Below are 12,473 nucleotides of genomic sequence, written 5' to 3' on the forward strand. Positions count from 1 at the left end.
GTATCGCGCATTGAGCGAGCGGGACAGCAGCCCGATGAGAGCAGGCATTAAAGGAGCCGATCCAAGGAAACGCGCGAGAACTCTGGCGGAACATGTTCAAGGCGGTGGCGGATCAAGATTTATTTCTATGACAACCAGTAAAAGAAAAGCGCTTAAGTGGGCCGTCAAAGGCGACAACCCTCCGCGAATCGCGACGATAGATCTGCCGCAGACAACACCCGCGGCAGATTTCAGTTTTGGTGATACCGCGAAACGAGCGGGGCTGGGGAACACCGGTACTAATTTTGCGCGATCGTCCTCTGAAGTCGTCGTTGAAGGACCCATTCCCAGCAAGTATGTAAAGAGGGTCGAAGCAATAAGGGCGCATAAAAGTTCAGCAACCGCCGGGAAGCACATCGTAAGGACACGAGCGAAAACTGGCTTAAAAGACTCGCGAGCAAAACCACGATCCTTTGAGCTATTGGAAGTAGCCGGCGTTAAATCAGTGAGAGCAGCAAGGGCGACGAAGAAGAGGTGATCGGGAAAAAGTGACGGAAAGGGACTGAACATCAGCCGCTGAACAACAGCGCCCGGGTTTTTATGTGCAGCTTCGTTACCGCGGTGCTGCCGAGAGCAGAATTCGTTGCATCAAGAACGCCCGCAGCGAACCGGCACTCGTTTGTGAAATGCGGGGAAATCTCAGAGACAGACCACGGTTGTATAACTGTCCGTGAGAACGGGGCCGGTCCATAGCGTCCCCTTTATTTTCCCTACTACCGCGATCAAGTCACAAACTAAAAACAAATATCAGAGAACAAGACCTCTTCTGGTCGCAACGAAAAACTTATTTCGTTTGAATTAATGGTCAACGGTTTATCTTGAATAAAGACGCCGTCCCGGCCAACGGATTTACCGTTGGCTGAAGCAACGACAGCAAAATCAGAAAACGTCAGGCGGTAGCCGTATTCCTTATTTTTTCCTAGATCATCAACGGCGAAATAAACCGCGTTTGCATTCTGAAAGGCAGATCGCCACTTTTCCGCGAACGGCTCCCCGGCCTTAATCGCTGCCACCAAATTGTTCATAAACGTAGCGGGGTCGGCACCGTAGGCAGACGTTAATTCGGCAACCGTGATGCCTTCGCCAAGCAAGAAAGCAATGGACGCTTGCTCCGGGGACCCGAGACGGTTCCAAGAGCCGAACCGGTAACAACGATCCGACGCCGTCATGGAAAAGAGGAACTTTCTTTCGCCGATCTTGAATTTTGGTTGCAACGTTGAGCTTGGAATATCCAACTCGATGGTTTCCGTCCAGTAGTTGATTCCACGGCTGGCACGACTAATTTCATCGAAAAACTTATAAACATAGAAGATCGGTTTTGGTGTCGCATCGGCATTCGAACCCATACCGCCAGGATTGTTCGTAATCAAGCCCCACTCATCCGTAGGTTTAGGTCCGTAGTCCTGCCACGGCACACCACCCTGCCCCCATAACTTGGCCTCGTGCATTGCCAAGAAAAGATTTCCCGCATCCGCCGCAAGAAATGGATTGAAGCCGCTCGGGCTTTCAGATTGCGGCAACCATTCACTGAGAATGATCGGCATCTGCGACTCGAGAATGCCGAGATTCCGCTGAAACGATCGATATTGAGCGATGCCATCTAGGAATTCGTCTTTGTAGCTGGTGGAAAAGTAATGAAAGCTCACGAACTCCAGCGGCAGACTGTTCGCTCTCGCATATTGAATGAGATCAAAATTCAAGTTCTGAGTTTTTGTCTGCCTGTCTTTTGCAACCACGCCTGCCCATGCTTCAATTCCAGCACCACCAACTTTTGCACTTGGATGGGCGGTTTTTAAATAGGGCATCGTTTGCGAATAGAGCTCCAATAACTCGTTCGTGCCTTCCTGCCAATTGCAATCAAGATCGGGTTCGTTCCAGAATTGGTAATAGATTTGCGTTCCATTGGGAACGATTTCGAAATCTTTGAAGAAAGTCGCGGTCACCTGCAGAAGCTGCTGCCACACCGCGTAATTTTTTGGTCTATAGCTTTGTCCGAGTTTACCTCCGCCACAAGCAGGGGTTGCATCAGGGTGACTGCTTAACCAGGTGGGCGTGCGAAAAATATCGACCATCAGTATTTTCGTCGTATTGAATCGGACAAGTTGATTCAAATAGGTTCTTGATGTTTCTAACCCATTCCTGAATTGGGTGATGCAATTCGAATAGTCGGAATTCGGCACGCAAGCGTCTGATAGCACGACGGCCCAATCAAATGCATTGACCCGAACTATGTTGTGAGTGGGAAACTGCTGAAGATACAGCTGATGGCCATTGGTCGTCCTGATTCCAGGGTAATAATTCGAAGACTGAAATACGCCGAGATTATTATTATCGAACGCCATCGATTTAAGATTTAAGGAGCGAGTCACCGGAATCGAATCACTTTGATGCTCCGTGTTATCGGTGCCGTCAGTACCGCCGGAGCCCGAGCCGCAACCGGAAAAAAGCAAAATACTCAGCCCGAAGATGGTCCCAAAAAGAAATGAAATAAATTTGCTGGACGATCGCATGTTCCCCTCCCCTGCCTACAAATTCTGACTAAATATTATTTAGATTCGCTAACTGAAATTAACGGGATCGGAGTGATTTAAATTGAGCAACTTCTCTCCGCCGAAGCGGGCGACCTCGCTTGCTCTCGCCAATCCGTCTACCCAGCGCTAACTCTATTTCTTCTCGAAAGCGATTATTACCAAGTGGGTCGTTATATGCCAATGACTACAGCGATAAATTAAAGGAACCGGGTTGAATGGCACTTACTTAAGCCGCGGCACGCTCTAGCTCCCTCCCCCTCAGGGGGAGGGCTGGGGTGGGGGTGGGTTTTTTACTCGGTTATCGCTGCCATAAAACCCACCCCCCTCCCAACCTCCCCCCTGAAGGGGGAGGAGTCAATCATGGCACTTACTTAAAGCAAAAACCGAAACGCATCCGCCGAACGGACGCACGTGATTTTCGTGCGCACCGGGCGAGAACAGCCGGGGTGGGGGTGGGTTTTTTGCAGTAGCGACTACAACCCACCCCCATCCTGTCCTTCCCCCTGAAGGGGCAGGAACCTACTAATAAGTTCGGGGGTGGGTGAATTTAGGAACATAGTTTAAGTAACAGCCGTTCGTCCCCGATCCTTTTTTTAGCTGTTTTTAGCAGAAACGTCATTCTCTGAGTAACCCCCTCTGATCTCAGCCCGTAGCATCACGGCCGCTGTAGCTGACGGACGATGTAGTCCATAACTGGCGTACAGGTATAGGATGGTGTGGTTGTTATTCCCCGTTACTCAACAATAGTTATCGGAGGAGCAACGTCATGGACCCGACTCACGCCTTCTGCAAAAAAATCATTTCACGCAAGACCGCACTCACCCTTCTATTCGCTAGCATCATCGCCACCCAAGCGGTTTGGGGAGGGCCGCCGAACGCGTACGCCGTCACCGTATCACCCCCGCAAATGATTCAAGCGCCGAATGGCGAACGCACCAAAGCCGTCAGCATTAACAACCATTCGCTCGTGGTCGGCACTTATGGCGGACCGAATGGCATGACGCGCTCGTTCACATGGACCCGTCGAGGCGGATTTCAAGATATCGGCGAGTTTACCGCGACTGGGCTCAACAACTGCGGCGACATTGTCGGTGCGGTGAATCTTTACGCTCCCGCTGTCCCAGCCGACCCAAACCTGCCGACCCGCGCGCTGCTCATTCGTGATGGTCAAACGCTGGATCTCGGAACGCTGGATCCGTCGACGTCGAGTTCCTGGGCGTATCCCACCGGCATTAACGATCTTGGACATGTCTCGGGCATGGCCGGCGATTTCATTGAAAACAGCCTAAGACCGTTTCTCTGGACACCCGAGACCGGCATGCAAGCGCTGGATGAACCGCAATTTCACAGCGGCGCGGCCGCGTTGAACAATCACGATCAATTGGTTGGCACCAAGCAGATCGAGGAGTTCAATGGTCTACAGGCCGGCGCGCTTTGGGCACCCGGACAACCCGTACAAATTTTGGGTAGCCTCGGTGGTCGCTTCGGGATCGCCGAGTCGATCAACGATAACGCCGAAGTGATCGGCAACAGCGCAACCGATCTGCTGCTTTTGCCGCAACGTTCCGGATTCTATTGGTCCGCGACCACCGGCGTCGTTCCATTGCAACCGTACGAGAGTCAATCGACGTTCGACGTCGCCAATATCGCCCATGACATCAATGCATGGGGCGACATTGTCGGCGCGATTTACGCGCAACGGGAAAATTTTATCGAGCCGCGGGCGACGTTGTGGACTTCGTATAGTGATTTCTTCACGTTCAGCGATGTCTCGAGCGAGGCCATGTCCATCAACGATCGCGGGCAAATCGTCGGCATCCTTTCGCCCGGGGAACCCACCGAGCGTGCGGCGCTATGGCAGATCGAGCCCAGGCTATACCTACACGGACAAGACAAAAGGTTGTGCCACCGACGCTGACAAATAAAAACCGGCGCACGGAGGTTCCCTGCGCCGGTAGCGTTAACGTGCTCTAGAGAGAGCTAACGAATATTTGTAAGGCCGCGGGAATAAACACGATGCGACTTGACCGGCTGTCATTCATCACGCTGCCTTGCGCGGCTCGACCGTGAATTTGAGACCGAGAGCACGCATCAACTCCATGACCGTTTCGATCTTGGGATTGCCACGGCGTGAAAGCGTGCGATAGAGAGATTCACGGCTCACACCTGCGGCTTTTGCAAGCGCGCCCATGCCGCCCTGGGTTTGGGCAACGTTACGCAGCGCTTCGAGCAACACCCCAGGTTCGCCATCTTCCAACGCGGCATTCAGGTAAGCGACCACATCCTTCTTGGTCTTCAGATAATCCGCAGATAATCCGCGGTTTTGAATTTGACGCTTTTTTTCATAACGACCTCCTGTACTCCTGCCAATTGTAGCCTGTAGGCTACATCTGTTCTAGTAGCGGATGTTTTTACTACAAGCGCTTTTTGGCTTTCGCCTTTACCGAAGGCGTAGATGTGTTTGCACCGCTCCAAAACGGCCGCGCAAATTTCTCCGCCAGAAAATCGACGAACGTCCGAACCTTCGCCGACAGATGACGCCGGCTGGGATACACCGCGTAAATACCAAACTCCTGGCCTTTCAATTCCGGAAACAACGGCAGCAACCGCCCGGCCTCTAGATCGTCGCCAATGATGTCGGTCGGTAAGTTGACAATGCCGCTCCCCGCCACCGCCGCCGTGCGCAGCGCGTCGCCGTTGTTGCTGACGAAATTTCCCGACACCGTTACCGCCTGGCGTTCGCCGCTGTCATTGACGACCCACTCTTCCCGGTCCGGCGAATAGGCGAAGATAAGACAGTTGTGGTTCTTGAGATCGGCCAGCGCCTTTGGGTGACCGTAGCGCTTGAGATAAATCGGTGCGGCGCAGATGACGAATTGCGCGAGGGCGATCTGGCGTGCGACCAAGGTTGACGATTTGAACTCGGCGGCGGCTCGGATCGCGAGGTCATAACCCTCCTCGACGATATCGACGATGCGATCGTTCAACTGAAGATCAACCGTCACCTGCGGGTGCTTGGCGGTGTATTCGGAAATCATCGGCGCTAAGCGCGCGGCACCGATCGATATCAGCGACGTCACACGTAACGCGCCGCGCGGGGTGACGCTCGCCGCGCCGATGGCCTGTTCGGCCTCTTCCAAATCGTTAAGCACACGCACGCACTGGTCGTAGTAGGCACGGCCGCTTTCGGTGAGGCTGAGCTTGCGGGTCGTGCGATTGAGCAGGCGCGCGTGCAGGTAATTTTCCAGATGCACGACGTGCTTGCTGACCATTGCCGGCGACAGCTGCAGGCGTGTGGCGGCGGTGACAAAGCTGCCGGCGTCAACGACCTGGCGGAAAACTTTCATGCTGAGCAGCGTATCCATAAGGCACCTATTATCAACTAATAGTAAATAATGTATTTCATATAGGCATGTTTATCAAACACTGGTGTTGTATCAAGCTTTGCTCCAGTCATTCATTAACTGGAGGGTAAGAACATGATCGTAATCACCGGCGGTAACGGCAGTCTGGGTAAAGCAGTGGTCGCAGAGCTGAAAAAAACTCTGCCAGCGAAGTCGTTCGCCGTCAGCGTGCGCGACCGCAGCAAAGCGGCGGCGTATGTGGGCGATGGTATCGACGTGCGGCAAGCGGACTTCAGCGACAAGGGCTCGATGGTGCGCGCGTTCAGCGACGCCGAGCGCGTGCTCATCATCTCTGGCGAGGCGCCGAACGAGATTCGGATTCCGCAACAGCGCAATGCGATCGACGCCGCGAAAGAAGCCGGTGTCGGCCATATCGTCTACACCAGCTTCGTCGATCACGATCCAACGTCGCCGTTTACCTTCGCGGCGATCCATCACGACACCGAGGCGTACCTCGCGCGCGCCGGCGTCGGCTATACGATCCTGCGTAACGGCAGTTACGCCGATCTCTTGCCGATGTTTATCGGCAACGCCGCCGACAGCGGCCGCTTCGAAGTACCGGCGGGCGATGGCAAGGCGTCGTTCATTACCCGCGCCGATCTCGCTCGCGCGACGGCGGTGGTGTTGTCGTCGGATAAATACGTCGGCAAGACGCTCGAGCTTGACGGTGAGACCGCGGTGTCGTTTCACGAAATCGCGGCGACGCTGTCGCGCCAGCTCGGTAAGAAAATTACTTACGTCTCGTCCGACCGAGCGGCCTATCTCGCCGGTCTCAAGGGCGCCGGGCTGCCGGAGTTCCTCGCGGTCGCGATCACCGGCATTCATCTGGCGATCGCCGAAGGCCGATTCGCACCGACGTCGACGACCGTACGCGAGATCACCGGCAAGTCGCCGGAAGACGTGACGAGCTTTCTCAAGCGGACGTTCGCTGCGGAAGCGGTGACGGCGGCCTAACAACCCTTATCGACAACAACACTAATGCAATCACAGGAGATTCCCATGATCGATTCACGCACCGCCAACTATGGCACCTTAGTCCTGCGCGTCAGCCTCGGCGTCATGTTCATCGCTCACGCGTTGCTCAAGTATCTGGTGTTCACGCTGCCAGGGACCGCGCAGTTCTTCGCCTCGGTCGGCCTACCGGGTGCGCTCGCGTATATCGTGTTCCCGGCCGAGTTGATCGGCGGCGCGCTGTTGATTCTCGGCGTTTACAGTCGCTGGGTGGCGCTGGCACTGTTGCCGGTATTGATCGGCGCGGTGACGGTGCATTGGGGCAATGGCTGGTTGTTCACCAACGCCAACGGCGGCTGGGAGTATCCGGTGTTCTTGGCGATTGCCGCGGCTACGCTGGCGTTGCTAGGCGATGGCAAGTGGTCGTTGGTGCCGAGCGCTGCCAAGTAGAGCGAGGAATGAAGATACAATCTTATCGAAGGGTTCCTCTCTCCCCTTGCGGGAGAGAGGACAGGAGAGAGGGGGCTATAATTTCCCCTCTCCCTTGTTCCCTCTCCCGCAAGGGGAGAGGGAGACGCCGGAATAGGCGGCTGATGAATCTTTCAGTAAGTTAACCACTCAGAATACCAGCGGAACGAGCGGCGACGATGATACAAGCCCAACGAATGCCGGCGGTGTTTTTCGGTCATGGTAGCCCGATGAATACGCTCGACGACAATCGCTACACGCAAGCGTGGCGTCGCCTCGGTCAGTCGTTGCCACGGCCGCAGGCGGTTGTCGTCGTCTCCGCGCATTGGTACACGCGCAGTACCGCTGTCACGGCGATGCAGACGCCGCGTACGATTCACGACTTTTACGGATTCCCCCAAGCGTTATTTGACTTTCAGTACCCCGCACCCGGTAGTCCAGCGATAGCGACGCGCATGCGCGAGCTGCTGCAACCGTTAAACGTGCCGGCAGATCAATCGTGGGGGCTGGATCACGGAAGCTGGAGCGTGCTGACGCACCTCTTTCCCGCGGCCGACGTGCCGATCGTGCAGCTCAGTATCGTCCGCACGCAACCGCCGGCATTTCACTACGAGCTCGGCCAACGATTAGCGCCGTTACGCGACGAAGGTATCTTGATCGTCGGCAGCGGTGACGTCGTGCATAACTTGTCGATGATGCAGTTCGACGGCGGCGTGGACTACGACTGGGCAATTCGCTTCAACGATGCCGTCAAAGACCGGCTTTTACAGCGCGACCATGCGCCACTGGTGGACTACACACAACTGGATCGCGAGGCGCTATTGGCCGTGCCGACGCCGGAGCATTACCTGCCCCTGCTCTACGTGATCGGTACGCAACAGCCGGACGACGCGGTATCGTTTCCGGTCGACGGTATCGATTTGGCCTCGATCAGTATGTTGACCGTGGCCGTTGGCGACCTTAGTTAAGTAAACCGGCGTTTGTGTATCCGTAACACGTACCAAACCGGCCACATCATGCCAATGCCGAATACAAACAGCCCCTTGGCAAACGGCCGGTACCGCAGCAGCGGGTAGACGTCGTAGAAATACAGCAGATAGTGACCGCACGACAGCCACAGGAAAAACAACCAGGCCCAGCGCAACAACCCCAGATTATCGAGCACCGACAGCGCCCCGAGCAGCGGGCAAATCACACCGAAGGCGTATTCAACCGATTCGTATTGCTGGCGCAAATCGCGCGGCTTTCTGTACATTTTCACGTTGCACTCACAAGTCATTATTCGGAGGGTCGGTGTCTAGTCCTTCAGGAACGACTAAACGCCTCTAAGCATAGTCACGCGGGTGCGTGTTTCCATGGCGGCGGTCGTGGCGCCGACCGCGGTCGTCTACTGCCCTGCCATAAAATACCGAGTGGGCAACGGGTTGCCGAGGCATTTAGAATAGCGAGCTCTCGCCACCGGCCACTCCTGGAGCGGCGAGTCGACAACGACAAGCCTTCTTATGACGAGCGCATGCTGCGATTAACCGAAGTCAAACTCCCGCTCGACCACTCCGATAGCGCGCTGAAAGCGGCGATCGTGAACCGCTTGGGGATCGATGCTGACGATCTGCTCGGCTATTCGATATTCCGCCGCGGCGTCGATGCGCGTAAGCCATCGGCCATTCTTTTTATTTATACGCTCGACGTCGACGTTAAAAATGAAGCGGTGCTGCGCCAGCGTTTACAAGGCGACCGGCATGTCGTGCCGGCACCAGATGTCAGCTACAAGTTCGTCACCCACGCACCGACCGCGCTACGTACCCGGCCGGTCGTCATTGGCCTTGGCCCGTGCGGATTGTTTGCCGGACTGCTGTTAGCGCAGATGGGGTTCCGGCCGATCATCCTCGAGCGCGGCAAGGCGGTACGCGAGCGCACCCAGGACACCTGGGGACTGTGGCGCAAGTCGGTGCTCGATCCTGAATCGAATGTGCAGTTCGGCGAAGGCGGTGCCGGCACGTTTTCCGACGGCAAGCTGCACAGCCAGATCAAAGATCCGCGGCACTACGGTCGCAAAGTCATCACCGAGTTCGTCAAAGCCGGTGCACCTCCGGAAATTCTCTACGTCAGCAAACCGCACATCGGCACCTTCCGGTTGGTATCGATGGTGGAGAACATGCGGGCGACGATCGAAGCGCTCGGCGGAGAAATCCGCTTTCAAAGCCGTGTGACCGACATCGAGGTCGAAAACCAGCAAGTGCGCGGTGTGGTGCTCGCGAGCGGCGAGCGCATTGTCACCGACCACGTGGTGCTCGCCGTCGGTCATAGCGCGCGCGACACTTTTCAAATGTTGTACGATCGCGGCATCTATGTCGAAGCCAAACCGTTCTCCATCGGCTTTCGCATCGAGCATCCGCAGTCGCTGATCGATCGCGCGCGACTCGGCAAGAACGTCGGTCACCCGCTGCTCGGCGCCGCCGATTACAAGCTGGTACATCACTGCCGTAACGACCGCTCGGTCTACAGCTTCTGTATGTGTCCGGGTGGCACCGTGGTCGCCGCGACCTCGGAACCGGGGCGCGTCGTCACCAACGGCATGAGCCAATATTCGCGCAACGAGCGCAATGCCAACGCCGGTATCGTCGTTGGTATCACCCCGGCGGATTACCCGGGCCATCCATTGGCCGGCATTCCGTTTCAACGACACTGGGAAGCGCGCGCGTTCGTTGCCGGCGGCGAAACTTATGCCGCACCGGCCCAGCTCGTCGGTGATTTCCTTAGCGGCAAGCCATCGACCGCGCTCGGCTCGGTGTCGCCGTCCTACAAACCCGGCGTACACATGACCGACCTCAGCACGTGCATCCCCGACTATGCGGTGGCGGCGATCCGCGAGGCGCTGCCGGCATTCGACAAGCAGATCAAAGGATTCGCCATGCACGACGCCGTTCTGACCGGCGTCGAGACGCGCACGTCATCGCCGATTCGCATCAAACGCAATGAAACTTATCAGAGCTTGAACACGCGCGGACTTTATCCGGCCGGCGAAGGCGCCGGTTATGCCGGCGGAATTTTGTCGGCGGCGGTGGATGGCATTGAAGTGGCGGAAGCCGTGGCGTTGAGCATTACCGCCGGCGATTAACGATAGGAACGTTCTGAATAATAAATGTAAGGTGGGCAGCGTTTTTCTGCCCACGCGGAATCAGAAAGATTAAGAAACACGCGGGCGGAAAAACACTGCCCACCCTATTGAATTCTTCTTAGACGAAGCGAACGATCAGGAAAACGCCGATCATGGCAAAGCCGAGCGCCAACTTGGTCGCCGCCGCCAAAGCCAGACCGATCGTGGCGCCCCAACCGGCGCGGGTCGCGGTGTGAAGATCGCGCCCGCCCGAAAGCTCGCCGACGACGGCGCCGATGAAGGGCCCGAGTAAAATTCCGAACAGGCCGAAGAAGATACCGATGAAGGCACCGATAGAGGCGCCGAGGATGGCGCGGCGCGAGGCGCCGTAGCGTTGAGCGCCGAGCGCCGTACCGGCGATATCGCACACGAACGTTAATACCGCCATGATGCCGAGCACGACCAAGGTGCCGACATCGACGTACACGAAGTCTTCGATCCAGGCACCGAGGAGCAAGCCGCCGAACAGCAACGGCGCGCCGGGAATTCCGGGCAATACCAATCCGACCAAGCCGGCGCCGACCAGAACGACTACGAGTATCCAAAGCAGAATCGGTTCCATCGCCGTAGGCTACCGCAAATTCGATAACGAACGAAATGCAGGTCCGGCCGACGCCAACAAGTTAAGCGCTTTTGCGTTTGGCCTGATTACCGAACATAAAATTTTTGCCGAGAATTGCCGCCAAACCGACCAAGCCGAGCACCGTCAATGCGATCAGCGTACCGCCTGATAAGGCATCGCCCGGTGAATCGATGTGCGCCAACGATTCTCCCAAGTGCGCCCACACGAAACTGATCGGCACCATGCCGACCACCGTCGCCGTTACATAAGTGCCGGTCGATATACTGGTAAAGGCGGATACCAAATTGATTAGCCAAAACGGAAACACCGGCACAACGCGCAGGAAGACGACATAGAGAAAAGCGTTACGGCGGAAGCCTTCGTCGAATTTTTTGAGATGCTTGCCAACACGTTGCTTCAGAAAATCGGTGAAAACATAGCGCGCCGCCTACCGCGGCAAATAGCCCATAACTGCTGTGCCAAGTAGTAACCCTTGTTCTACGATGAGGGACCCTTCTCGCGGCGTAGAGGCTTAACGCCGCAACCGGATTAACGTCCGAGTAAAATATCGTCGGACGCCGCCGACTTTGTCCCGGCGACCGGTTTATTACCGACGCCGTGGTAAACGAACACGACCGATGTCTTGATCGCGTTCGTTGAGTTTCTGCCGGCTGCATGAAACAGCCCGCTGTGGAAAAAAATCACATCGCCTTTTTGCAGCTCTAGTGCCCTACCCTGAGCGAATAACGATTGATTGCTCGGCACGTCCGGCCGCAAAAAATCCAGCTCATCGAGTTGCTCGCGCTGAATCGCCATGCGATGCGAGCCGGGAATGAACTGCAATCCGCCGTTCGTGACCGTCTCGGCACCTAATGCTAACCACACCGAAATAAGATCGGGTCGAGTAAACGACCAGTAGCGGATATCACGGTGCCAACCGGTAGCAGTGCCGTAATCGGGATGTTTGGTCATGATGCAGTTGTGATGCGCCAACGACAGGCAAACATCTTCATTAAACAACTGCGCCAGCTGACTAACCAATGTCTGTTCGCGCGCCCACGCGCGGAAGCAAGTATGCCGATAATAAGCATCGCGCAAGCGCCGCACGGTTTTGCCGCCCAGAGCATCGAGCGACGCCGGCGCACCGGCATAGCCGACGTCGGCTTCGTATTCCAGCGGTGCAACGCCGGCCCGCAACTGCTCGTACGTAACGGCCAGCATCTCAGCGCACGCCGCCGGCGCCACCCGCCCGCGGAACACCAAATAACCGTCGGAATTAAACTTTTCGAGTTGTAATGGGGAAAGCATCGTCATTGCCAACAGATCCACGCCTCATGCACAGTAGCGTCATTATTCATGTT

Annotated in this window: 12 protein-coding genes; 5 read left to right on the forward strand and 7 right to left on the reverse strand. The window is 56.2% G+C overall.

Annotated features, from left to right (window positions below):
• Nucleotides 1-773 precede the first annotated feature (773 nt).
• Entirely contained in the window at nucleotides 774-2,549 is a 1,776-nt protein-coding gene (locus tag HY308_01010) for a hypothetical protein (GenBank protein MBI3896856.1), read from the reverse strand.
• 787 nt (nucleotides 2,550-3,336) lie between these two features.
• Between HY308_01010 and HY308_01015 the strand changes: the two genes are divergently transcribed.
• Nucleotides 3,337-4,488, forward strand: coding sequence for a hypothetical protein (locus HY308_01015; GenBank protein MBI3896857.1), 1,152 nt, complete (start codon nucleotides 3,337-3,339; stop codon nucleotides 4,486-4,488).
• A gap of 123 nt (nucleotides 4,489-4,611) precedes the next feature.
• On the opposite strand, the gene HY308_01020 is transcribed toward HY308_01015, so the two are convergent.
• Together HY308_01020 and HY308_01025 are read right to left on the reverse strand one after the other, a co-directional pair.
• Nucleotides 4,612-4,899 carry a putative addiction module antidote protein gene (locus tag HY308_01020; protein ID MBI3896858.1) on the reverse strand — a complete coding sequence of 96 codons (288 nt, stop codon included), beginning with the start codon at nucleotides 4,897-4,899 and terminating at the stop codon, nucleotides 4,612-4,614.
• Nucleotides 4,900-4,984: 85 nt separating this feature from the next.
• Nucleotides 4,985-5,935 carry a LysR family transcriptional regulator gene (locus HY308_01025; GenBank protein MBI3896859.1) on the reverse strand — a complete coding sequence of 317 codons (951 nt, stop codon included), beginning with the start codon at nucleotides 5,933-5,935 and terminating at the stop codon, nucleotides 4,985-4,987.
• 114 nt (nucleotides 5,936-6,049) lie between these two features.
• Between HY308_01025 and HY308_01030 the strand changes: the two genes are divergently transcribed.
• The 3 genes from HY308_01030 (at nucleotide 6,050) to ygiD (ending at nucleotide 8,361) form a co-directional block, all read left to right on the forward strand.
• Nucleotides 6,050-6,928: an SDR family oxidoreductase gene (locus tag HY308_01030; protein MBI3896860.1), complete on the forward strand. Its 879-nt coding sequence runs from the start codon at nucleotides 6,050-6,052 to the stop codon at nucleotides 6,926-6,928.
• A 45-nt stretch (nucleotides 6,929-6,973) separates the two neighbouring features.
• Nucleotides 6,974-7,375 (forward strand): DoxX family protein, encoded by a 402-nt coding sequence (locus HY308_01035; protein MBI3896861.1) that lies wholly within the window; start codon nucleotides 6,974-6,976, stop codon nucleotides 7,373-7,375.
• Between the two features lie 215 nt (nucleotides 7,376-7,590).
• Nucleotides 7,591-8,361 (forward strand): 4,5-DOPA dioxygenase extradiol, encoded by a 771-nt coding sequence (gene ygiD / locus HY308_01040; protein ID MBI3896862.1) that lies wholly within the window; start codon nucleotides 7,591-7,593, stop codon nucleotides 8,359-8,361.
• Here ygiD and HY308_01045 read toward each other — a convergent pair.
• Entirely contained in the window at nucleotides 8,358-8,654 is a 297-nt protein-coding gene (locus HY308_01045; protein MBI3896863.1) for a hypothetical protein, read from the reverse strand. The genes ygiD and HY308_01045 overlap by 4 nt on opposite strands.
• A gap of 252 nt (nucleotides 8,655-8,906) precedes the next feature.
• Here HY308_01045 and HY308_01050 point away from each other — a divergent pair, with 252 nt between their 5' ends.
• Nucleotides 8,907-10,511: an NAD(P)/FAD-dependent oxidoreductase gene (locus HY308_01050; GenBank protein MBI3896864.1), complete on the forward strand. Its 1,605-nt coding sequence runs from the start codon at nucleotides 8,907-8,909 to the stop codon at nucleotides 10,509-10,511.
• Between the two features lie 118 nt (nucleotides 10,512-10,629).
• On the opposite strand, the gene HY308_01055 is transcribed toward HY308_01050, so the two are convergent.
• The 3 genes from HY308_01055 to HY308_01065 form a co-directional block, all read right to left on the reverse strand.
• Nucleotides 10,630-11,112, reverse strand: coding sequence for a DUF456 domain-containing protein (locus HY308_01055; protein ID MBI3896865.1), 483 nt, complete (start codon nucleotides 11,110-11,112; stop codon nucleotides 10,630-10,632).
• A gap of 61 nt (nucleotides 11,113-11,173) precedes the next feature.
• Nucleotides 11,174-11,533 (reverse strand): VTT domain-containing protein, encoded by a 360-nt coding sequence (locus HY308_01060; protein ID MBI3896866.1) that lies wholly within the window; start codon nucleotides 11,531-11,533, stop codon nucleotides 11,174-11,176.
• A 128-nt stretch (nucleotides 11,534-11,661) separates the two neighbouring features.
• Nucleotides 11,662-12,426 carry a phytanoyl-CoA dioxygenase family protein gene (locus tag HY308_01065; GenBank protein MBI3896867.1) on the reverse strand — a complete coding sequence of 255 codons (765 nt, stop codon included), beginning with the start codon at nucleotides 12,424-12,426 and terminating at the stop codon, nucleotides 11,662-11,664.
• Nucleotides 12,427-12,473: the final 47 nt, after the last annotated feature.

It is taken from the genome of Gammaproteobacteria bacterium (genome assembly GCA_016199745.1).
Classification (GTDB): Bacteria; Pseudomonadota; Gammaproteobacteria; order Acidiferrobacterales; family Sulfurifustaceae; genus JACQFZ01.